The organism is Sphingobium sp. 22B (assembly GCF_001580035.1).
GTDB lineage: Bacteria > Pseudomonadota > Alphaproteobacteria > Sphingomonadales > Sphingomonadaceae > Sphingobium > Sphingobium fuliginis.
On the sequence record NZ_LTAB01000035.1, the window covers coordinates 19768 to 42598 of the forward strand.

The 22831-nt window shown below is 66.4% G+C and carries 19 protein-coding genes; 6 read left to right on the forward strand and 13 right to left on the reverse strand.

The genetic code is table 11. The features are described from left to right. Nucleotides 1-38 precede the first annotated feature (38 nt). From nirD to A0J57_RS21850, 5 genes are all read right to left on the reverse strand, one after another. Nucleotides 39-374, reverse strand: coding sequence for a nitrite reductase small subunit NirD (gene nirD / locus A0J57_RS21830; RefSeq protein WP_061939675.1), 336 nt, complete (start codon nt 372-374; stop codon nt 39-41). Nucleotides 375-379: 5 nt separating this feature from the next. Then, the gene (gene nirB / locus A0J57_RS21835) at nt 380-2911 is read right to left on the reverse strand and encodes a nitrite reductase large subunit NirB (protein ID WP_061939677.1); all 2532 of its coding nucleotides are present in this window, start codon (nt 2909-2911) and stop codon (nt 380-382) included. 297 nt (nt 2912-3208) lie between these two features. Beyond that, the gene (locus tag A0J57_RS21840; protein ID WP_025547037.1) at nt 3209-4465 is read right to left on the reverse strand and encodes a NarK/NasA family nitrate transporter; all 1257 of its coding nucleotides are present in this window, start codon (nt 4463-4465) and stop codon (nt 3209-3211) included. Between the two features lie 226 nt (nt 4466-4691). Then, nucleotides 4692-5894 carry an ABC transporter substrate-binding protein gene (locus A0J57_RS21845; protein WP_061939662.1) on the reverse strand — a complete coding sequence of 401 codons (1203 nt, stop codon included), beginning with the start codon at nt 5892-5894 and terminating at the stop codon, nt 4692-4694. Further along, nucleotides 5894-6472: an ANTAR domain-containing response regulator gene (locus tag A0J57_RS21850; protein ID WP_025547041.1), complete on the reverse strand. Its 579-nt coding sequence runs from the start codon at nt 6470-6472 to the stop codon at nt 5894-5896. The genes A0J57_RS21845 and A0J57_RS21850 overlap by 1 nt, the downstream gene beginning before the upstream one ends. Nucleotides 6473-6660: 188 nt before the next feature. On the opposite strand from A0J57_RS21850, the gene A0J57_RS21855 reads away from it, so the two are divergent. Then, nucleotides 6661-8238: an ABC-F family ATP-binding cassette domain-containing protein gene (locus A0J57_RS21855; RefSeq protein WP_061939664.1), complete on the forward strand. Its 1578-nt coding sequence runs from the start codon at nt 6661-6663 to the stop codon at nt 8236-8238. 9 nt (nt 8239-8247) lie between these two features. Here A0J57_RS21855 and A0J57_RS21860 read toward each other — a convergent pair whose 3' ends face one another. Genes A0J57_RS21860 through A0J57_RS21870 form a run of 3 tightly spaced genes read right to left on the reverse strand, consistent with a single transcriptional unit; the run spans nt 8248 to nt 12489 of the window. After that, complete coding sequence (locus A0J57_RS21860; protein ID WP_025547043.1) at nt 8248-9777, reverse strand: DHA2 family efflux MFS transporter permease subunit; 1530 nt, start codon at nt 9775-9777, stop codon at nt 8248-8250. Between the two features lie 11 nt (nt 9778-9788). Beyond that, on the reverse strand, nt 9789-10952 hold the full coding sequence (locus A0J57_RS21865) for an EmrA/EmrK family multidrug efflux transporter periplasmic adaptor subunit (RefSeq protein ID WP_048575462.1): 1164 nt from the start codon (nt 10950-10952) through the stop codon (nt 9789-9791). Continuing rightward, a complete protein-coding gene (locus tag A0J57_RS21870) occupies nt 10945-12489 on the reverse strand; it encodes an efflux transporter outer membrane subunit (RefSeq protein WP_061939666.1) in 1545 nt (514 codons plus the stop codon). The genes A0J57_RS21865 and A0J57_RS21870 overlap by 8 nt, the downstream gene beginning before the upstream one ends. An 87-nt stretch (nt 12490-12576) precedes the next feature. On the opposite strand from A0J57_RS21870, the gene A0J57_RS21875 reads away from it, so the two are divergent. Next, entirely contained in the window at nt 12577-13218 is a 642-nt protein-coding gene (locus tag A0J57_RS21875; protein WP_025547049.1) for a TetR/AcrR family transcriptional regulator, read from the forward strand. 53 nt (nt 13219-13271) lie between these two features. Beyond that, nucleotides 13272-13895 carry a response regulator transcription factor gene (locus tag A0J57_RS21880; protein ID WP_048575479.1) on the forward strand — a complete coding sequence of 208 codons (624 nt, stop codon included), beginning with the start codon at nt 13272-13274 and terminating at the stop codon, nt 13893-13895. 46 nt (nt 13896-13941) lie between these two features. Here A0J57_RS21880 and A0J57_RS21885 read toward each other — a convergent pair whose 3' ends face one another. Genes A0J57_RS21885 through argH form a run of 5 tightly spaced genes read right to left on the reverse strand, consistent with a single transcriptional unit; the run spans nt 13942 to nt 18610 of the window. Beyond that, nucleotides 13942-14913 (reverse strand): zinc transporter ZntB, encoded by a 972-nt coding sequence (locus A0J57_RS21885; RefSeq protein ID WP_328587049.1) that lies wholly within the window; start codon nt 14911-14913, stop codon nt 13942-13944. Further along, entirely contained in the window at nt 14892-15656 is a 765-nt protein-coding gene (locus A0J57_RS21890; protein WP_061939669.1) for a bifunctional precorrin-2 dehydrogenase/sirohydrochlorin ferrochelatase, read from the reverse strand. The genes A0J57_RS21885 and A0J57_RS21890 overlap by 22 nt, the downstream gene beginning before the upstream one ends. Beyond that, nucleotides 15656-16936, reverse strand: coding sequence for a diaminopimelate decarboxylase (gene lysA, locus A0J57_RS21895; RefSeq protein WP_025547052.1), 1281 nt, complete (start codon nt 16934-16936; stop codon nt 15656-15658). The genes A0J57_RS21890 and lysA overlap by 1 nt, the downstream gene beginning before the upstream one ends. A gap of 31 nt (nt 16937-16967) precedes the next feature. Further along, entirely contained in the window at nt 16968-17231 is a 264-nt protein-coding gene (locus A0J57_RS21900) for a hypothetical protein (protein ID WP_025547053.1), read from the reverse strand. Continuing rightward, a complete protein-coding gene (argH, locus tag A0J57_RS21905; RefSeq protein ID WP_061939671.1) occupies nt 17231-18610 on the reverse strand; it encodes an argininosuccinate lyase in 1380 nt (459 codons plus the stop codon). Before argH ends, A0J57_RS21900 begins: the two co-directional genes overlap by 1 nt. A gap of 43 nt (nt 18611-18653) precedes the next feature. Here argH and A0J57_RS21910 point away from each other — a divergent pair, with 43 nt between their 5' ends. The 3 genes from A0J57_RS21910 to A0J57_RS21920 all read left to right on the forward strand — a co-directional run bounded on the left by A0J57_RS21910 (nt 18654) and on the right by A0J57_RS21920 (nt 22565). Further along, complete coding sequence (locus tag A0J57_RS21910) at nt 18654-19229, forward strand: TlpA disulfide reductase family protein (RefSeq protein ID WP_025547057.1); 576 nt, start codon at nt 18654-18656, stop codon at nt 19227-19229. A 304-nt stretch (nt 19230-19533) separates the two neighbouring features. After that, entirely contained in the window at nt 19534-22098 is a 2565-nt protein-coding gene (locus A0J57_RS21915) for a TonB-dependent siderophore receptor (RefSeq protein ID WP_061939673.1), read from the forward strand. A gap of 65 nt (nt 22099-22163) precedes the next feature. Further along, nucleotides 22164-22565, forward strand: a complete 402-nt coding sequence (locus A0J57_RS21920) for a RidA family protein (protein ID WP_025547061.1) — start codon at nt 22164-22166, stop codon at nt 22563-22565. The last annotated feature ends 266 nt before the right edge of the window (nt 22566-22831 follow it).

A 22831-nucleotide genomic window follows, 5' to 3' on the forward strand; every position in this document is an offset into this window, starting at 1 on the left:
CCCTCCCTTGAAAGGGAGGGGAGAAAGGAGATTGGCCTTCATGCAGCCGCCTTGAGCGAGGCCGGGCGGGCGATGAGGATGCGGCCGCCCTCCTGCTTGACCGCGACGGTCGGGGTGCAGCCCTCGTCATTGCCCTGCGCTTCACCCGTCTTGAGCGCGATGTTCCAATTGTGCAGCGGGCAGGCGACGCTGTGGCCGTGAACGATGCCCTGACTCAGCGGGCCTTTCTTGTGCGGGCATTCGTTGACCAGCGCGAAGACTTGGTCGTCGCCGGTGCGGAAGACAGCGATTTCCTTCTGCCCGGCAATCCGCACCGTGCGGGCGCCGCGCTGGGGAATGTCGGCCAGCGTTCCGATGTCGATCCAGTCGGTCATGTCGTTCACTCCGCAGCGATGGCGCCAAAGGGCATTGGGGATTCGAGGGGCTGGTGCAGTTCGCTGTCCGCACCGGCTGCGCGCTGCGCCCAGGGATCATCCTGGGAGAAGCTCTGCGAATAGAGGAAGCGGCTGCGGAGCGCCTCGCGGCCTGCTTCGTCCTCGACGATCCGCTGTTTCACATAGTCGACGCCGACGCGCTCTATCCACGGCGCGGTGCGCTCCAGATAGCGGGCTTCCTCGCGGTAGAGCTGGATGAAGGCGGCGCAATGATCGAGCGCCTCCTGCTCGGTCGAAACCTTGCACAGCAGGTCGGTGGCGCGGACATGGATGCCGCCATTGCCGCCGACATGCAGTTCATAGCCCGAGTCGACGCAGACCACGCCGAAATCCTTGATCGTTGCTTCGGCGCAGTTGCGGGGGCAGCCCGACGCCGCGATCTTGAACTTGTGGGGCATCCACGATCCCCAGGTCATCCGCTCGATCCTGACCCCCAAGCCCGTGGAATCCTGCGTGCCGAAGCGGCACCATTCGGACCCGACGCAGGTCTTCACCGTGCGCAGCGACTTGCCATAGGCATGGCCCGACACCATGCCGGCGGCGTTGAGATCGGCCCAGACGGCGGGCAGGTCTTCCTTCCTGATGCCGAAGATGTCGAGCCGCTGGCCGCCCGTCACCTTCACCATGGGCGCGTTGTACTTCTCGACCACGTCGGCGATGGCGCGCAGTTCCCTGGGGCTGGTGAGGCCGCCCCACATGCGCGGCACGACCGAATAGGTGCCGTCCTTCTGGATGTTGGCGTGCATCCGTTCGTTGACGAAGCGGCTCTGCTGGTCGTCCCGATATTCGCCCGGCAGCGCGCAGAGCAGATAATAGTTCAGCGCGGGGCGGCAGGAGGAGCAGCCGTCCGGCGTCGACCAGTGCAGCAGTTGCATGACTTCCGGGATGGAGCGCATATTCTGCGCCACGATTTCCCGCCGGACATCGTCATGGGTGAAGCTGGTGCATTTGCACAGGGTCTTCGGGCCGGACTGGACCTCATCGCCCAGCACGACGCTCAGCAGATTTTCGACAAGGCCGGTGCAGGAGCCGCAGCTCGCCGACGCCTTGCAGGTGGCGCGCACCGCGTCGAGGCTGCACGCGCCCTTTTCGATGCAGGCGACCACCTGGCCCTTGGCTACGCCGTTGCAGCCGCAGATCTCGGCATCGTCCGAGAGCGCCGCAACGGCCGCCTTAGGGTCCAGCGCGCCCCCTCCCGAGGCGCCAAGGGCGGCATAAGCCTGACCGAAGATCAGCAGGTCGCGAATGCCGCTGACATCCTCCTCGCGCTTCAGCAGGTCGAAATACCAGCCGCCATCGACCGTGTCGCCATAGAGCACCGCGCCGACGATCCTGTCGTTCCTGACGACGACGCGCTTGTAGATCCCGCGCGAGGCGTCGCGCAGGACGATGTCCTCGCACCCCTCTCCGCCCGAAAAGTCGCCGGCGGAGAAGACGTCCAGACCCGCGACCTTGAGCTTGGTGGAGGTGACGGAACCCCTGTAGCCGCTATGCCGGTCGGTCAGGCCGTCAGCGAGGCTGCGGCACATCTCCCACAGCGGGGCAACGAGGCCGTAGACATTGCCGTCATGCTCGACGCATTCGCCGACAGCGAGAATATCGGGGTCGCTGGTGACCATATGGTCGTCGACCCTGATGCCGCGATCGACCTCCAGCCCGGCTTCGCGGGCGAGAGCGGTCGAGGGACGGATGCCCACCGCCATCACCACCAGACTGGCGGGGATTTCGCGGCCGTCCTTCAGCCGGACGCCCTCGACCTTGCCGTCGCCATAGATAGATTCGGTGTTGGCGCCGGTCAGGATGGTCTGGCCCCGGCCCTCCAGAGCCGACTTCAGCAGCCAGCCCGCCGCTTCGTCGAGCTGCCGCTCCATCAGCGTGTCCATGAGGTGGATGACGGTCACCTTCATGCCGCGCAGGGTCAGGCCATGTGCGGCTTCGAGGCCGAGCAGGCCGCCGCCGATCACCACCGCGTCGCCGCCCTTTCCGGCGGCCTCCAGCATGGCGTCGACATCCTTCATGTCGCGGAAGCTGATGACGCCGGGCAGGTCCTTCCCCGGAACCGGGATGATGAAGGGGTCCGACCCGGTGGCGATGAGCAGCTTGTCATAGCCGACGGTGCGACCCGATTGGCTCGTGACGGTCTTTCCGGCGCGGTCTATCGCCGTCACCGGATCGCCCGCGATCAGTTCGATATTGTTGTCGCTGTACCAGTCGCGGCTGTTGATGATGATGTCGTCGAAGCTCTTTTCCCCGGCCAGAACCGGCGAGAGCATGATGCGGTTATAATTTACATGGGGCTCCGCGCCGAAGATGGTGACGCGGTAACGGTCCCTGTCCCGCGCCAGCAGTTCCTCGACCGCGCGGCAGCCGGCCATGCCGTTGCCCACCACCACCAGATGTTCGCGAACATCGTCCGAAGGCATGAAGAGCGCCTCTTCACTGGCCGTTTCCGGTCCGGCGTTGTTCTGAAAATCCATCCTTCGACTCCAGAAAAGAAAAAGGCCGCCATCCGGACCCCCGGTCCTGAAACCGGAAGTCTGGATGGCGGCCTTGCCATCATAAGCGCCTTGATCGTCCGTCTGTGGACCACCGCGGCTATGGAAGAAGGACAACCCTGTCCCTTGCATTGCAGCATATGCTCTTGACGATTCGGGTCAAGCGATTCCTCGCAGCACGATGTATTTTTGTTGCGGCGTCCCTGCGCCTTGCCGCAGGCGCGAAAAGGGCGGCGGCCTGTCGTGGGCCGCCGCCTCCCTCTCCTTGCCGTAAGCCGATCAGATGCGCGCCGCGCCGGTCCAGGTCGCGCGCCAGCGGGCGCGGACCAGCGTGATGCCGAGAAAGGCGGCCAGCGCAAGGCCCGCGAAGATCAGGAAGCCGGGCGCGAAGCTGCCGGTGAACTGCCTGGCGATGCCCAGCGACGAGGCGAGATAGAAGCCGCCAATGCCGCCCGCCATGCCGACCAGCCCGGTCATGACGCCGATTTCCGCCTGAAAGCGCTGCGGCACGAGCTGGAAGACCGCGCCGTTGCCGACGCCCAGCGCCAGCATCGCGGCGACGAAGAAGCCCAGGGCGGAGAGCAGCGTCGGCGCATAGGCGACGCCCGCCAGAGCCAGCGCGGCAGCGATATAGACCATCATCAGCGCCTTGACGCCGCCGATCCGGTCGGCCAGGGCGCCGCCCATCGGGCGCACCAGCGACCCGGCGAAGACGCAGCCGGCGGTGCAATAGCCCGCGACCACCGGGGTAAGGCCGAATTGATCGGTGAAGTAGATCGGCAGCGAGGCGGCCAGTCCCACGAAACCGCCGAAGGTCACCGAGTAGAAGCCCATCAGCCACCAGGCGTCGGCGCTTTTCAGCGGATGGAAATAATCGACCAGCCGCTTGGGCGCGGGCGCATCGGGCGCGTTACGGGCCATGACCATATAGAGGATGAAGACGATGGTCAGCGGAATGCAGGCAAGGCCCAGCACCGCGTTCCAGCCGAACAGCCTGGCCAGCATCGGCGCGAACAGCGACGCCAGCACCGTGCCGGAATTGCCCATGCCCGCAAGGCCCATCGCCTTGCCCTGATGTTCGGCGGGATACCAGCGGCTGGCGAGCGGCAGCGCGATCGCGAAGCTGGCCCCGGCAAAGCCCAGGATCACGCCCAGCGCCAGCGTGCCGCCGAAGCTGTCGACGCCGAGAAGCCATGCCGTGAAGAGGCCGAGGATGACGATCGCCTGGCTGATCGCCCCCGCCTGCTTGCAGCCGATCCGATCGACCAGCAGGCCGTTGACGACCCGCAGCACGGCGCCCGCCAAAGTCGGGACGGCGACCATCAGCCCCTTTTCGGCCGGCGTCAGGCCCAGGCTTTTGGAGATGGAGGGCGCCAGCGGCCCCAGCAGCACCCACACCATGAAGGCAAGGTCGAAATAGAGGAAAGCGGCGATGAGCGTGGGCGTGTGCCCGGCCTTCCAGAAACTGGTCTGGCCGGCTTCTCCTTCAACCCCCGGAGCCTGGTCCTCCGGACGCTCCCAATATGCAGTTGCCATGATGACGTCCCTCGAATCTTGTGAAATGGGCACGAAAAAAGCCGCTTCCGGACCTCGCTCCTGCGAAATCCGGCCAGCGGCTTTGCTGTATGATCGGAGGGAGAACGCGATCCCGACCTTGGGAAGGGCTCATCCCGGAAAACGCGCCTCGTCGCGCGACTCTCATCTTATCTCGCGATTCGATCCATGTTGCAAGGCACAAATTGGCGAGCGCGAGGGTGGGTTTTCAGAAGCTGGCGAGGAAATCCTCGATCCGCTCCGGATCGAATATCCGGCCGTCGAAGAAACGGTCCGGCCCCAGCGTCAGTTCGCCCCGTTTCGATCCCACCGCGAGCGGAGAGGCCACCGCCCCTTCCACCTTCATGCTGGCGCCCGGCATCGCGACGTCGCTGTCCGCCAGCGCCCGGCGGAAGATGTCCGGCCGGAACACCGACGCGGCCCGGGCGGCATTGTCCGCGCTATGGTCCACCATCTTCCAGCGGACGAGCTGCGAATAGATCCACAGCGCCTGGCTGCGCCACGGAAAGGGCGTCGCCTCCCGCGAGAAGAGCATGAAATCGGGCATGGAGAGCGGCGCCATGTCGATGCGGGGCACGATCCTGCCCGACAGCGCGCGCAGGATCACCTCCGCAGGCTGGTCCACATATTGGGGGCGCGAGAGAAGATGCGCCAGCGCCTCCTGATTTTCCGGGTCGTCGCACCAGCCCGCCGCCCGCACAAGCGCCCGCAGCAACCGATCGACGCTGTCGGGATTCTCCTCCAGCCAGGGCGTGCGGAAAGCCAGCACCTTCTCCACCCCGCGCCGCCAGATGCGCTCGCCAATGGCCACGGCTTCGGCCAGCCCTGCATCCACGGCCGCGCTGCCCCAGGGTTCGCCCGCGATGAAGCCGTCAATCTCCCCCGCCCCGATCGCCTCCACCGTCAGCGAGGGGGGAAGCACGCGCAGGATGACGTCGCGATCCGGATCGACCCCCGCGCTCGCCAGCCAGTAGCGCAGCATGACGGAATGGCTGGAAAAGCGATGGACGACGCCGATCACCGGCTTGCGCTTCCAGAGGCCGATGGCCGCCGCGAAATCATGCGCGGTGCCCAGCGGATCGTCCAGCCGCGCCGCTATGTCCGGGTCCAGCGCCTGCGCGAACGCGCTCGCCATCACCAGCATGTTGCCGTTGACGTTGAGCTTGTAGGGCGCGGCAAGCGGCGCGGCCTGCTGGCTCAACCCCAGGGTCACGGCGACGGCGAGCGGCGCCAGCATATGGGCGGCCTGCACCTGGCCGAACACCAGCCGGTCGCGCGACGTCGCCCAGCTTGTCGTGCGGACGAGGTCGAGATGCAGCCCCTCCTCCTCCGCGAAGCCCCTTTCCCGCGCCACCGCCAATACGGCGGCGTCGGTCAGCGGCAGGAAGGCGATGCGCAGGTCGGTCGTCATCACATCCCTCCCAACAGGTCGCTGGCGGTGATGAGGGCCTGGGCGACGTCCACGATCTTCTTTCCCTGATTCATCGCGCTCGACCGCAACAGCGCATAGGCGTCCGGCTCCGAAAGGCCGCGCTGGCTCATCAGGATGGACTTGGCGCGATCGACGATCCTGCGGTCGGACAGCGCGGTGCGCGCCTCGTCCAGTTCGGACTGCAGTTTCGCGAAGGCGTTGAAGCGCCGCACCGCCAGTTCCAGCACCGGCTTCACCCTCTCCTTCCGCAGCCCGTCGACGACATAGGCGGATACGCCCGCGTCGATGGCCGCGCCGATCATCGCCTCGTCGGACTGGTCGACGAACATGGCGATGGGACGGGCGAGCGCCCGGCTGACCGTCAGCATCTCCTCCAGCGTATCGCGGCTGGGGCTGCCCAGGTCCATCAGCACGACGTCCGGGGCCATGCGTTCCAGCCGCGCGACGAATCCGCCGCGCGGGGGGACGATATGAATATCGTCATAGCCCGCCTCGCGCAGCCCTTCCTCCAGAACCGTCGCGCGCAGGCCGCTGTCGTCGATGATGACGATTCGCATGAGACCCCAAGCCTTTTTCGCCACTCAGTGGCCGCGATGTTGCGCCGCGTCAATCGGGCGCGACCGACGACAGTTGCCAAGGATGACGCGCCGCTGTATCCCCCGAGCCCGTTTCCCGGAGGATGACGTCATGGACAACTATCTGATCGCAAAGCCCAATCGCTCTGCCCTCAGGAAAGTTGCCGTCCATGCCCTCCATCGTCATTTCCCAGCTCGGCTGGTCCGCGCCTGACGGCACGACCGTCCTTTCCGGGCTCGATTTTCGTTTCACCGCCGAACGACTCGGCCTTGTCGGACGCAATGGCGTCGGCAAGTCGACCTTGCTCGCCCTGATCGCCGGGCAACGCGCGCCCGCCAGCGGCACGATCCGCATCGACGGCGGCATCGCGACGCTGCGCCAGACCGTTCAGGTCGACCCGGAGGAACGCATTGCCGACCTGTTCGGCGCGCGGGAGGCGCTGGCTCTGCTCGGCAAGGCGGAGCGGGGCGAGGCCGATATGGCGGAGCTGGAGGCCTGCGACTGGACGCTGCCCGGGCGGATCGAGGAAGCGCTGGCCTCCGTCGGGCTGGCGGCCGATCCCGACACGCCATTGCTGGCCTTGTCCGGCGGCCAGCGCAGCCGCGCCGCGCTGGCCGGAGCGGCCTTTGCCCGGCCCGACTTCCTGTTGCTGGACGAGCCGACCAACAATCTGGATGCCGAGGGGCGCGCTGCCCTGTCCGACCTGCTTTCGCGATGGAAGGCCGGCGCGATCGTCGTCAGCCACGACCGCGCGCTGCTGGAGCAGATGGAGGCCATTGCGGAACTGACGAGCCTTGGCATCCAGCGCTATGGCGGCAACTGGACCGCCTATCGCGAGCGCAAGGCCGTCGAACTCGCCGCGGCGGGCCAGCAACTGGAACAGGCCGAACGGCGCATGACGGACATCGCCCGCCGTACGCAGATCGCAGCCGAGCGCAAGCAGCGCCGGGACGCCGCCGGAGCGCGCAAGGGTGCGAAGGGCGACATGCCGCGCATCCTGATCGGCATGCGGAAGAACCGGGCGGAAGGGTCCGGCGGCGATGCCGCGCGATTGGCCGACCGCCTGCGCCGGGAGGCGGAGGAGGCGGCGCAGGCGGCGCGCAGCCGGATCGAGATCGTCGAAAGCCTGACCGTCGCCATGCCCTCGACCGGATTGCAGGCTGACCGGCAGATCGTGCGGATCGACAGGGTGTCGGCGGGCTATCGCGCCGATGCGCCGGTGCTGCGCGACTTCAGCCTGCGGATCGACGGGCCGGAGCGGATTGCCGTCACCGGGCCCAATGGCGCGGGCAAATCGACGCTGCTGAAGCTGATCGCCGGTCTGATCCCGCCGCTGTCCGGCACGGTGCAGCTATCGGTCGATTGCGCGCTGCTGGACCAGGGCGTCGGCCTGCTCGACCCGCGGGCCAGCATTGCCGCCAATTTCGCCCGGCTGCACCCTCGCGCCACCGAAAATGCCGTGCGCGCGGCATTGGCGCGGTTCCGGTTCCGCGCCGATCTGGCGCTGCAGCGGGTGGGGACGCTCAGCGGCGGGCAGTTGTTGCGCGCCGGGCTCGCCTGCGTGCTTGGCGGCGACATATTGCCGCCGCTGCTGATGCTGGACGAGCCGACCAATCATCTCGATCTCGATTCCGTCGCGGCCATCGAGCAGGGGCTTGCCGCCTTCGACGGCGCGTTGATCGTGATCAGCCATGACGCCGCCTTTCTGGAAGCGGTCGGCATCGGCCGGGAGGTCAGCCTGAAATAGGCGCGCCGGTCAGTGCGCCGCCGAACGATCGACATTGCCGGTGGGGCGCGGGGCAAGCCACACCACGGCGGCGGCCAGGAACAGCACCAGCGCGGCGATGAAGAAGACATGGTTCATCGACACCACCTGCGACTGGGCGTCGACCAGATTGCCCACCGTCTGCCGCGCCTGTTCCTGCGTGAAGCCGCGGCTGGCCAGGTCGGCCATGGTCGCGTCGCCATGCAGCGTCCCGACCACCTCATTGCGCCACACCCGCTGCCCGTTCCCCCAGCCGGTCAGCACGATCGACGTGGAAATGGCAATGGCCAGCGTGCGCAGGAAATTCTGCATGCCCGCCGCAGAGGCGGTTTCCTCCGGCCGGACCGACCCCAGGGTCAGCGTCGTCAGCGGGATCATGAACAGGGGCATGCCGAAACCCTGGGCCAGTTGCGGAAGGGAGATCGTCCAGAAGTCCGCATCGGTGGTCCAGTGCGCCCGCCAAAGCGTCATCAGCCCGATCCAGGCGACGCCGGTCGAAATCATCAGGCGCACGTCGACCTTGCTCACCAGCCGCCCGACAATGGGCGCCACGAGCATGGCGGTCATCGCCGTGAACGCCGTCGCCAGCCCCGCCCAGGCGGCGGTATAGCCCATCGAAATCTGCAGCCATTGCGGGATGACGACGATACCCGCGAAATAGGCCCCGAAGCAGAGCGCGAGCGTGAACACCCCGGAGGTGAAGCCGATATGGCGGAACACGCGCAGGTCGACGATGGGATGTTCCTCGGTCAGTTCCCAGATCAGGAAGACGCAGAAGCCGATGGCCGCCAGCACCGCCAGCGCGACGATCAGCGGATCGCCGAACCAGTCATGGTCGCGCCCGATGTCCAGCATGATCTGAAGGCAGCCGATCCAGAAGATGAGCAGCGCAAGGCCGATATAGTCGATGGGCAGCTTCATCCGATCCGTCTCCACCGGGGGCAGCAGCACCATGGCGGCAAAGACGCACAGGGCCGCGATGGGCAGGTTGATGAAGAAGATCCAGTGCCAGCTCCAGTTGTCGCTGATATAGCCGCCGACGATGGGACCGAGCGCGGGGCCGAGCAGCGTCGTCATCGCCCACAGCCCCATGACGCGCCCGCGCTGTTCCGGCGGGAAGATGCGCATCAGCAGGGTCTGCGACATCGGCATCAGCGGCCCGCCGCACAGGCCCTGGCCGATGCGGCAGACGACGATCATGCCCAGCGTCATGGACAGGCCGCACAGCAGGGAGAACAGGCCGAAGCCCAGCATGCCGAAGGTGAACAGCCGCACGGCGCCGAAACGCTGCGCCAGCCAGCCGGTCAGCGGCACGCAGATCGCCTCCGCCACGGCGTAGCTGGTGATGATCCAGGTGCCCTGATCGGCGGAAATGCCCAGATTGCCCGCGATATGCGGCACCGAGACATTGGCGATGGTAAGGTCGAGCACGACCATGAAATTGCTGAGCGCCAGCGTCAGCCCCGCCAGCAGGCGATGACGGGGCGACAGGAGCGTGAAGGTTTCGGCCGGGCGGCTCACCACGGGCCTCCCTATTCGCCCGAAAGGTCGATTTCGGCTTCCATGGAAAGCCCGATGCGCAGGGGATGTTCGGCCAGTTCCCTGGGATCGAGCGCGATGCGCACGGGCAGGCGCTGCACCACCTTGATCCAGTTGCCGGTGGCGTTCTGCGCCGGGATCAGCGCCATCGACGCGCCGGTGCCGCCGGCGAAGCCGATCACCTTGCCATGATAGACGACGTCGCCGCCATAAAGGTCCGAAGTGACCGTGGCGGGCATGCCGACCTTCACCCGGCCGAGCTGGCGTTCCTTGAAATTGGCGTCGACATAGACCTGGGCGAGCGGCACGATGCTCATGATCGGGCTGCCCTGCGCGACGCGCTGGCCGACCTGCACCGACCGCCGGGTCACGACGCCGTCGATCGGGGCGCGGATGATGGAGCGGTCAAGGTCGAGCCGGGCATTGTCCAGCTTCGCCTTCGCGGCCAGCACGGCGGGATCGGTGTCGACGGTCGACCCGCGCACCAGCGCGTCATTGGCGGCAAGCTGGCCGCTGGCCGCGCCGCGTGTCGCCTCGGCCGTCGCCACCCCGGCCTTCGCCAGGTCGAGCGCCGCCTGCGCCGCGGCATAGGCCTTGCGCGCGCTGGTCAGTTCCTCGCCCGAGACGGCGCCGTTGGGGGCCAGCGCCTCCCGCCGACGGAGGTCGATGCGCGCCTTGTCGAAATCGGCCTGCGCCGTCGCGAGCTGGGCCCGCGCCTGGTTGATGTCGGCGCCGCGCGCCTCCACCTGCGCCGCCAGCGAACCGCTGGTCGCGAGGGTCTGGCGGAAGCGGCGGCGGGCTTCGGCAAGGTCGGCCTCCGCCTGCGCCACGGCGATGCGGGCGTTGGTGGGGTCGAGCTTCACCAATATGTCGCCGCGCTTGACCGCCTGGGTATCCGTCACCAGCACTTCGACCGCCTGGGCGGAAATGAGCGGCGTCACCTGCGCCACTTCCGCATTCACATAGGCATTGTCGGTGCTGACATGGTTGCGGCCGACCAGCAGGTACCAGAGGGCATAGGCCGCGCCGACGACCAATATGACCAGCGCCAGCCGCACGAGCCATTTCCTGCGGGTTTCCATGCGCCGGGCAGCGGCATCGGCCGCATCGTCGGCCTTGCTCGCTTCGGACGTGAATTCGGGCTTGGCGTCAGCCATGGGGCGTATCCTTGGGCAACTGGAGCGGGTTCTGCGCATCGCTGGCGGCAAAGCCGCCGCCCAGCGCGCGGATGAGGGCGATGTCGAGCGTGAAGGCGCTGGCCTCCAGCTCCGCGACGGTCTGGCGGGCGGCCAGAAGCTGGTCCTCCACGTTCAGCACGTCGAGATAGGTGTTGAGCCCGCCTTCATAGCGCTGGCGGGCGATGTCATAGGCTTCCTCCGACGCGGTCAGCGCCGCGCGGGCATCGGTCAGCCGCTGGTCCAGCGTCCGCCGTCCGGTCACGGCGTCGGCCACCTGTTGATAGGCGCCGAGGACGGTCCGGTCATAGCTGGCCACCGCCTCTTCATAGGCGGCGCGGACGCCGCGATACTGGCCGCTGAGCGCGCCGCCATGGAAGATCGGCAGGCTGACCGCCGGCCCCGCATTGCCGAACAGCGAATCCTTCTTGAACAGCGTGTCCGCGAAGGAGCTCGATCCGCCGGAGAAGGCGCCGTTCTGGAGCACCGTCTGATAGCCGAGCGATTGCACGCCGATCAGCGCGCTCAGGCGAATGGCCGGAAAGAAGTCGGCCCGCGCCACCTTGATCCGCTTGGCCGCCGCTTCGGTCCGGGCGAGCGCCGCGGCGACATCGGGGCGGCGGGCGACCAGATTGGTGGTGACGTCCGCCGGCAGGCCGAGCGGACCGGGGCTGCCGAGCCGGGGCCTTGCAATGGCGAGACCCCGGTCGGGTCCGGCGCCGATCAATGCGGCGATCTGATGCTGGCGGACGGCAATCGCCTGGTCGGCGGCGGCGAGCTGCGCCTTGGCGGAGAATAGGGTGGCGTCGGCCTGCCGCTCGCTGCCGCGCGTTTCCAGCCCGTTGGCGCGGCGGTCCGCCACCAGCTTCCGGCTGGCGGTGCGGATTTCCAGCGCGCGGGCCTGAATGTCACGCTCGTCATAGAGCCGGGCGAGATCGGCATAGGCGTCGGCCACGCCGGCCGCCAGCGCCAGCCGGGCCTGCCGCGCATCGATCTCCGCCGCGCGGGCTTCCGAAGTCGCCGCCGCCAGCGCCGCCCGGTTCCTGCCCCACAGATCGAGGTCGAAGCCGAAATCCAGCGCCACCCGGCCGGTACCCAGCCAGCCCTTGGGAACGAATTCCTTGGGCATCCCCATATTATAGCTGGATTTGGTGACGCCGCTGCTGGCGTCCAGATCGACCGAAGGCAGCAACGGCGCGCCCGCCTGCTGCGCGGCGGCATTGGCCTGGGCGAAGCGGGCGGCGGCGGCGCTGACGTCCGGCGAACCCTTCAGCCCTTCCTCGATCAGCGCGTCCAGTTGCGGATCGCCATAGCCCCTCCACCAGCCTTCGGACGGCCATTGCGCGGAACCGTCGGCCTGAAGGCTGCGATCCGCCGCGATGCTGGCGGGCGCGCGCACGACCGGCCGGGGGCCAAGGTCGGGCACCGCCGCACAGGCCGACAGCAGCGCCACGCCCCCGGCAAGAAGCCCGGCGCGAGCGGAAGGGGGAAAGGGATTTGGAAGGCGACTCACGGGCATAAAACCGTACCAAATAGTATGAAATGAGCCTTTGCGCCTGATGCGAATCCTTGTCAACCAAAATAGCGTACTATATGGTACGATTTCATGACGGAGCCCATTCCCCCGATCAGCCGCCGCGAAGCGCGGCGCCGCGACCGGCGCAAGACCATATTGAAGGTCGCGTCGCGTTCCTTCATGGAAAAGGGCTATGCCGCGACGACCATGTCGGGGATCGCCGCGGCGCTGGGCGGATCGAAGGGCACCCTGTGGAGCTATTTCCCGTCCAAGGAAGAGCTGTTCGCCGCCGTTCTGGACGACGCGACCACCGCTTATCGATCGCGCCTCGCTGAAATCCTCGATCCCGACGGCGACCTTGCAGGCACGTTGCGGACCCTGGGCGTCAACCTGCTGACGAAGATCACATCGCCCGAAAGCGTCGCGCTATACCGGCTGGTGGCGTCCGAAGCGGGCCGCTTTCCCGAAATGGGGGCGATCTTCTACCAACATGCACCGGGCAATACCCGGCGATTGGTGGCCGAATTCCTGGAAAGGGCGATGGATCGCGGCCTTTTGCGCCGGGCAGACCCCGAACTGGCGGCGCGCACCTTCACGATGCTGATGCTTACGGGCTGTCACCAGTCGCTGGTCTGGGGACAGATCGAGCGGGCGACGGCAGAGCAGATCGAGGCCGATGTCGACAATGGGCTGGACTGTTTCCTGCGCGCCTATGCGCCGGAGCCGCGTTAACCATTTCTTTGCCCGCCGATCCTATGCTGCGCGGTGGCAAGAGGTGGGACGTCATGCAATTCTGGAAACGCGACAGCATCAGCAGGCCGCAACAGGCGCAGGGTCCGGACGGCGGACGCGCGCCCCGGCGATTGCGCCTTCTGCTGGTCGATGAAGACGCCACGTCCCGCGCCGTCGTGGCCCGGCGGCTGTCGCATCTGGGCTATGACGTCGCGCTGGCGGAAAGCGGCTTCACCGCGCTCAACATGCTGGTCACGCGGCCGGTGGACATCATCCTGATAGACATGGGACTGGCGCTGCTGCCCGGCCTGACGACGATGCGGAAGATCCGCGCGGCGGGACTGGCCGAAAATGCCTGCTTCGTCATGATCGGCGGGCGGAACGACAGGGTGTCCGCGGTCGACGCGCTGGATGCGGGGGCCGACGACCATGTGGTGAAGCCCTTCGATTTCGACCTGCTGGATGCGCGGCTTCGCCATTTGTGCGCAAGGGCGGAGCAGGTCGGTGCGCTGGCGCGGCATAATGCGGAACTGGACGCGCGGATCGCCCGCCGCGCGCTGGAACTGGGCGAAACGCGCGATGCGCTGGCGGAGATGCAGGCGGACAGGGCGCGGCTGGTGTCATCGATCCAGGCGCTGCATGACGAGATCGCCCGGCTCAACGCGGCACGGAACTAAGCCCTGAGGCTGTCATCCCGGCGCAGGCCGGAATGACGGGCCGGAATCACTTCAGCCACTGGGTCGCCGCGAACCAGCCGGCAATGCCGGCCGCCATGGCCATGCACACACCGACCACGCCCCAAAAGGCCCAGGGTTCATGGGCATAGGGTATGCCGTCCACATTCATCCCCAGCAGCCCGGTCAGGAAGGTCAGCGGCAGGAACACCAGCGCCACGACCGAGATGATCAGCGCCTGCCGGTTCATCTGCTCCGCGCGCAGGTCGGTCAGTTCTTCATGGGCGAGCGCCGACCGTTCGCGCACCGCTTCCAGCTCCTCCGCCATGCGGGCGCAGCGGTCCGCCGCTTCCTGGAGGTGCAACCGGTCGTCGGGTTCCAGCCATGGCGCATCGGCGGCGGACAGTCTTTCCAATGCCTGCCGCTGCGGCGCGATGAAGCGGCGATAGCCGATCGCCGTCGCGCGGATTTCCGACACGCGCCGCCGCGCCTCCGCCGGGCCATGTTCGGTCAGCGCGCTTTCGATCTCGTCCAAGCCGTCGCCCAGTTCGGCGACTTCCGGGTCGAGCGCTTCGGTGATCTGCTGCGCGAAGGCGGCGATCAGGTCGCCCGGATCGCGGATCAGACCGCGCAGCATCTGCTGCATGACGGGCTCCATCGCCGCGAGCGGCCGATAGCTGACGGAAATGACCCGCGCCTCTTCGGCCCAGAGGCGGATCGACACCAGCGGGTCACCCCCATCGTCATCCGCCGCGCCAAGCCCGCGCAGGTTCACCAGCGCGCCATGGGCCATCAGCGTGCAGCGCGGCCGGGTCTCCTGCGCCAGCAGCGCGGACAGCGCCGCTTCGGGCATATGGTCGCAGCGGGACGCGACGTGGCGGGCATCCTCCTTCCAGCCATCGGCATGGACCCAACTGAACGGCGCGTCCTGCGTCCGCGCGCAAAAATCGTCGAGCGAGATTTCCTGCGCCCGAGCGCCGTCGAAGAGGAAGACCCGGCTTATGGCGTCATCTCCATCCAGAGCGACAGGCCTGCCCCCGGATCGTCGGGCGGCGCGTCTGCCAAGATGCGCACGGCATCGGCCCGCGCCCGGTCCAGTATCGCGGCAGGCACGTCCGGCGCGTGATAGACGCGATCCGCCTCGCCCAGCAGGCGGGCGGCGCGCAGGCTGAGATCGTCGGGATCGCCCGACAGCAGCCGGATGTTTTCCAGCCTGTCGGCCCCGGTCCCGAGCCCGGCCCCTTCGGAAAGCCAGTGCGGCACGGCGTCCACGGCTTTATCGGACAGCGGATCGATCGGCCCGCGCACGGCAAGGCCGGCGTCGATCGCCCGCCGTCTTGCCGCGGCATCGGGCCAGCGCTGGCGGATCGCGGCGCGCGCATCGTGAAGCGCCGTCGCCAGCAGCCCCAGACGGGCCGGCAGCAAAGCTTCGATGCGCTGCCTGAGCGCCTTGGCGAGACCCGCCGAAGCGCCGCCCGTGCCGATGGCGATCAGCACCGGCTCCCGGTCGACAATGGCGGGCAGGGTGAAGTCGCAAAGTTCCGGCCTGTCGGTCGCGTTCACCAATATGCCCCGGGCCCGGAGCCGCTGCACGGTCGCCGCATCGCCATCCGAGACGATGGCGAGCGTGGCCTCAGCCGCCTCGCCCACGATCCGCGCGCCCGCCCGTTCGAGCAGGCGCCGCTTGGCGTCCGCCGCCTCCCCTTCGCCGGTCAGGATGACGGCCCGCCCTTGCAACCGCAGGAAGACGGGCAGGCTGTGCATCAGTCCTGCACATCCTTCGACGCTACCCAGGCCGGAATGCTGTCTCCCTCGATCAGCGCCTCGACCGGCGGACGGGCGCGGACAACGGCCCATTTGTCGCCCGACACCAGCACTTCGGGCGTCAGCGCGCGGCTGTTATAGGTGCTCGCCATGGTCGCCCCATAGGCCCCGGCGGTCATGAAGGCGACCAGATCGCCCGCCCCCACCACATCCATGTCGCGGTGCATGGCGAAGGTGTCGCCCGTCTCGCACACCGGGCCCACCACATTGGCGGCGGCGCGCTCGCCCTTCGGTTGCACGGCGCGGATGTCGTGCCAGGCGTCGTAGAGGCTGGGCCGCAGCAGGTCGTTCATCGCCGCGTCGACGATCACGAAGGGGGCCTGCGCGCCCTGCTTCACCCGCACCACCTGCGACAGCAGCACGCCCGCATTGCCGACGATCAGGCGGCCCGGCTCGAACATCAGGCGGACGTTCCAGCCCTGCGTCACCTTCGTCACCATCGCGCCATAGTCGGCGGGGCTGGGCGGCAGCGGCTGCGAGGGATCATAGGGCACGCCCAGCCCGCCGCCGAGATCGGCGGTGCGGATGTCATGGCCTTCGCCGCGCAGCCTTTCGATCAGCGCGCCGACCTTGGCGAAGGCGGCTTCCAGGGGCGCGAGATCGGTGAGCTGGCTGCCGATATGCACCGCCACGCCCTGCACGTCGAGGCCGGGGAGGTCGCGCGCCGCGGCATAGCTGGCCAGCGCCCGGTCATAGGGGATGCCGAACTTGTTTTCCGACTTGCCGGTCGAGATCTTGGCATGGGTTCCCGCGTCGACATCGGGGTTGATGCGATAGGCGACCGGCGCCCTCTTCCCCATCGACAGGGCCACTTCGGAGAGCATTTCCGCTTCGGGCTCACTTTCCAGATTGAACTGGTAGATGCCCTTTTCCAGCGCGATGCGCATTTCGTCGGCCGTCTTGCCGACGCCCGAAAAGACGATGCGGTCCGCCGGAATGCCCGCCGCCATGGCGCGCAGCAATTCGCCCACCGACACGACGTCGGCGCCGAGGCCCAGCTTCGCCAGCGTCGCCAGCACGGCGGCGTTGGGATTGGCCTTCACCGCGAAGGCGATCAGCGGATCATGGAGCTGCGACAGTCCTTCGCGGAACACGCCGACATGGCGGGTCAGGGTCGCGGTCGAATAGATGTAGACGGGCGTGCCGACCTGCGCGGCGATCTCCGCCATCGGCACCTGCTCCACCAGCATCGCGCCGTCGACATAGGTAAAATGGTCCAAGTCAGTCTATCCTAGAATCTGAGCGCCAAAATCAGCGGGGGTCGCTTTCGGGCGGCAGGTCGAACGGGTCGTCGCCGCGCACCTTCGATTGGGTCAGCAGTTCGACGTTCCGTTCCGGCCGCGCCTGGATCGTGGGCGTGGTGAGCTGCGCGGCGGTGGGCGCCGTCGCCGCCCCCACCGGCACGGCGGGCAGGCGCTGCCCCTGCACTGGTTTCAGCGGCTGGCGACCGCCGCAGGACGCCAAGGCCAGCGCAAGCGCCGCCAGCGCAACTCCCTTGGCGATCCGTGCCGTCATCACTTCTTCTGCCCTTTCGCGTCGTTCCGGGCCTCAGCGATCCGCGCACGCACCTGATCGGGCGCGGTGCCGCCATGGCTCCTGCGGCTGGCGACCGAGGCGTCGACCGTCAGCACCGCATAGATACGCTCATCGATCCGCGCATCAATGGCCTTGAGCGTTTCCAGCGGCAGATCGGCAAGCTGCACGCCCGCCGCCTCCGCCGCCGCGACCGCGCGGCCCGTGATATGATGCGCCTCGCGGAAGGGAATGTCGCCCTCCCGCACCAGCCAGTCGGCAAGGTCGGTGGCAGTCGCGAAACCGCTTTCCGCCAGGCCGCGCATCCGGTCGGTGCGGAACGTCACCGTCTCGATCATGCCGGTGATCGCCGCGATGGACAGGCCCAGCAGGTCATGCGCCTCGAACACCGGCGGCTTGTCGTCCTGCATGTCCTTCGAATAAGCGAGCGGCAGGCCCTTCATCGTGACGCAGAGCGCATTCATGCAGCCCATGATCCGCCCGGCATGGCCGCGCACCAGTTCGGCTGCGTCGGGATTGCGCTTCTGCGGCATGATCGAGCTGCCGGTCGAATAGGCGTCGGGCAATTTCACGAAGCCGAAGGGCTGGCTAGCCCAGATGATGAATTCCTCGGCCAGACGCGAGAGGTGCAGGCTGCACTGGGTCGCAGCCATCAGATAATCGAGCGCGAAGTCGCGGTCCGACACGCTGTCGAGGCTGTTGTCGGTCGGCTTGGCGAAACCGAGCGCCGCCGCCGTCGCATGCCGGTCGATGGGGAAGCCCGTCCCAGCCAGCGCCGCCGCGCCCAGCGGGCACTCGTTCAGCCGCTCCCGCGCGTCGGCGAAGCGGCTGCGGTCGCGGCGGACCATCTCATGATAGGCCATCAGGTGATGACCGAGCGTCACCGGCTGCGCGGACTGGAGATGGGTGAAGCCGGGCATCACCGCATCGGCATGCTCCTCTGCGCGGGTGAGCAGCATGGCGGACAGGCCCTGCAGGCCCGCCTCCACCTCATCGATGGCGTCGCGCACCCAGAGGCGGAAATCGGTCGCCACCTGATCGTTGCGCGAGCGCGCCGTGTGCAGCCGTCCCGCCGCCGGACCGATCAGTTCGGCCAGCCGCGACTCCGTGACCATGTGGATGTCTTCCAGGTCCAGATCGACCGGCACGCCGTCGGCTTCATATTCGGCGGCGATGCGGTTCAGCCCCTCGGTGATCGCCTGCGCGTCCTCTCCGTCGACGATGCCCTGTTTGGCGAGCATCGCGACATGGGCCTTGGACCCGGCGATGTCCTGCTTCCACAGGCGCTTGTCGAACGGGATCGACGCATTTATCTCCCGCATGACCGAAGCCGGACCGGCCGCGAAGCGTCCGCCCCACATGCTGTTGGAGCTTTTCCCCGTGCGATCATCCTTACGCTGCGTAATGACACTGCTCCTGCTGGCCGGCCTTGGCGCGTGCGATAAGCAATCCCCGCCCGCCGGGCAAGGCCAGAACGCCACCAGCGGCGAGGCGACGGGACCGGCGCAAAGCGGGAAAGGCGCGTTCAGCTACACGCTCGACAGGTCGAAGGCCGGAACCCCTGCCCCCGATTTCACCTTCCAGAATCCGGACGGCAGCGATGCCAGCCTCAAGGATTTCGCGGGCAAGCCGGTGCTGGTCAACCTCTGGGCGACCTGGTGCGCGCCCTGCGTGGCGGAAATGCCGACGCTGGATGCAGTGGCGGCGGATTATGGCAGGAAGGGGCTCGCCGTCCTCACCATCTCCCAGGACAGTCAGGGGGAGACGGTGATCAAGCCCTTCTTCGAGAAACATCCCCTGCCCCATCTGAAGGGCTGGATCGACCCGGAAAACCAGTTCGGCTTCCACTACAACACCGGCATGCTGCCGACGACCGTCATCTATGATGCGCAGGGCAAGGAAATGGTCCGGGTGGTCGGCGCGATGGATTGGGCCAGCCGGGAAGGCCGCGCGCTGATCGAAGCGGCGATGGCGAGCTGATCCCCTGCTCCCCCTCTCCACTCGTCATGTCGATAGGTTCGGCATGACGAACAGAGGCAAGGTTTCCCTGAAACGAACTTCCGTCAAAAATCCGCCATGTGCGCTGCTTGCAAAATGCGCCGCGCCACGTGCACCCTAATCAATTGCCATTCTACCTCATGGCGTCGCAATCTGGTCTGATTTTCCTCCCAGAAATAAAGAAGAAATATTTAATTTTTCTATTTTTTGTGCGATGCGGTAGAGGTTTCATCCTAAAAGTTCGTTGATCCCCCTGTCATGGATAAATGCAAAACAGGGGGCATAGATGACAAGATTATCCGCTCTTCGCCTTTCATTGGTGCTGGCCTCGTCCTGGTCGGCCTGTGCGATGGCGCAGGAGGCGCAGACCGCGCAAGCCGATGATGGCGCCGCCATCATCGTTACCGGCACCCGCGCCGTCGGCATGCAGGCGGCCGAAAGCGCCGCGCCGATCCAGGTGTTCAGCGAAGAAGCGCTGAGCCATGTTGGCCAGCCAAACCTCAACCAAGCGCTGACCCAGATGGTACCGTCGTTCACTGCTCAGACGCAGGGTACCGACATGTCGAACTTCTCACTGTCGGCTCGCCTGCGAGGCCTCAGTCCCAACCACACGCTGGTCATGGTGAATGGCAAGCGCCGTCACGGGTCAGCCATCCTTCAAGTCATAGCAGGCCCGTTCCAGGGCTCCGCGGCGCCCAGTATTGACCTGATCCCGCCAGACGCGGTCTCCCGAATTGAAGTGTTGCAGGACGGCGCCGCCGCAGTCTACGGCACCGACGCGATCGCCGGCGCCATCAACATGATCCTAAAGGACAAGACGGAAGGCGGCACGTTCAAGGTGACGGGCGGCCAATATTATAATAGCGAAGGCGAGCTTTTCTCTGCTTCCGGCAATGTCGGCTTCAAACTCGGTGAGGACGGCTATTTCAACCTGACCGGATTTCACCGCCGCCAAAGCTACACGACGACCGGCACCGGGCAGGTCACTATGTCCGACATAAATGGCAATCCGTATGTGAACAGCGCGGGCACCTACGCCGGTCGGTTCGGCTCGACCAACAATTATTACGACCCTGCCTGGGCAGACCTAGACCTCAACGGCATCAATGGCGGCCAGGCCAAATCGCAGCTCAACCTACTTTTCTATAATATGGGTTATGATTTCGGCGGCATAGAACTCTACAGCTTCGGAGACGTGTCCCGGCGCGTGGGCTATGCCAAGCAGGGCTATCGCCCACCGAACCGCATCTGCGCCAGCCCGACCGACCTGTCGACCTGCTTCGGTGATACCGGCACCTTCGGCATGGTGCCGCAGCAAAAGGTGGAACAGAAAGAATATAGCTTCACGATCGGTGTGAAAGGTGAGGCTTCGGGCTGGAACTACGACGTCAGCACAACCTACGGATCGGACCAGAACAAGATCTGGACGATCGATTCTGCGCACCGCGCACTTTGGATCGAGTCTTATCTGCGCTCTCTCCAGCCCGGGTCCACCGAAACACCCAGCACCGTAACCGACGCCTATGACGGCGGGTTCAAGCTGAGCCAGTTGACCAACACGCTGGACATCCGCAAGGAGTTCGACGTCGGCATGGCGGGGCCGCTGACCTTGGCGTTCGGCGGCGAATATCGCCGTGACACCTATGAGATCGTCGCGGGCGACTTCGCCTCCACCTACAAGGAGGGCGTTCAGTCCTTTCCAGGCTACAAGGATGTCGATGCTGGCAAGCACGACCGCAGTTCCAAGGCGGTCTATGTCAACCTGATCGCCACCCCGGTCGAAGGCTGGACGGTCGATCTTGCCGGCCGATATGAAGATTATACCGACTTCGGCGATACGAAGATCGGCAAGATCACCACGCGCTACGACTTCTCGGACGCCTTTGCGGTCCGCGGCACCGCCAGCACCGGTTTCCGTGCACCGACACTGGCCGAATCCTTCTATTCGACCGTAAACGTCGGCCCGACCAGCGCCGTCCTTCAGCTTCCGGCGGGTTCGCCCGCCGCGACGCTGCTGGGCTTCAACGCGCTGCGCCCGGAAAAGTCGACCAACTTCTCGGCCGGCATCGTGCTGCGCCCGGTGCCGAAACTGGCGATCACCATCGACGGCTATTATATCAAGATCAAGGACCGCATCTCCGCCACCGCATCGTTGCCCGCCATCCAAGGCGGCCAGCCAGTGCCGGGCGCGGAGAATATCTTGGCTGCTATCGCCTCTACCGGGCTGGTGCTCGACACCGGATTGCAAACGCTGGGCGTGGCAAGCTTCACCAACCTGATCGACACGGAAACCTATGGCGTCGATTTCGCCGCCCATTACCCGGTGGCACTCGACTTCGGCAAGCTCGACCTGTCGCTGAACGCCAACTACAACAGGACGAAGATCACCGACAACAAGAACCGCGCCTTGTTCAGCGCCCAGTCCGAAAGTTATATTGAGGACGCCTCGCCCGAATATAAGATCGTGGCAGGCCTGAATTTCTCCAGCGGCCCCTTCTCCGCCAACCTTCGCCAGACCTTCTACGGCAAGACCAGTATCCTCGTCCGTTCAGCTCTGACGGCGGCCGCAATGAACGGCCAGCCGCTGGAACGCGACGGCGTGGTCAAGGCGACGGGCATAACCGATCTGGAGTTGGGTTATGACTTCACAGATTTCGTGACATTCTCGATAGGCGCGAACAACCTGTTCGACAAGCGCCCGGAAAAGCCCAAGCTGCTGAGCGGCGTCACCGTACTCCCAGGCCAGTCACCCTATGAAAATGGCTCGACATCCTGGAATGGCTATTATGGCCATGGGCCCTATGGCTCGGCGGGCGGCTATTATTACGCCCGGCTCGACTTCAAATTCTAAAGCGTCACGAAGGAAGGGCCGGTCCGCCAAAGGACCGGCCCTTTTTGCATCGGGGAAATAGGCATATGAAGAAATGGTTCGCCCTGGTCCTGGCTGTTGGCGCCACGCCGCTGGCCGCGCAGCAGCCTCCCTTCTCCCCTGCCGTGCGGGCAGGCGATACCCTGTATCTTTCCGGCCAGATCGGCCGGGTGCCGGATGGCATGGACCCCCATAAGGAGGGCTTCGATGCCGCGGTCCGCAATTCCATGGATTCCATCGGCAAGATCCTGAAGGACAATGGCCTCGACTTCGGCCATGTCGTCAAATGCACGGTGATGCTGGACGACATGGCGGATTGGCCACGATTCAACGGCACCTATGTCAGCTATTTCCAGGGCAAGCGGCTGCCCGCCCGAAGCGCGTTCGGCGCGGACGGGCTGGCGATGGGCGCGCCGCTGGAGATCGAATGCATCGCGAGCTTCAAATAGCCGAAGGCCGTCCGGCTTTTGGGCCGCGTGGACAAGTTCGGAATGTCGGGAAATGGCCAATCCAAGACATTCCCCTCCCGCAGGCGGGAGGGGTTAGGGGTGGGCGCGAGCGCAGCGAGCTTCCAGCTCAGCCGTTGAAAATCCCCGCTGATGTCGCGCCAGCCCACCCCCTAGCCCCCTCCCGCMKGCGGGAGGGGAATGTCTTGGATTGGCCATTTCCCGACATTCCGAACTTGTCCACGCGGCCCAAAAGCCGGACGGCCTTC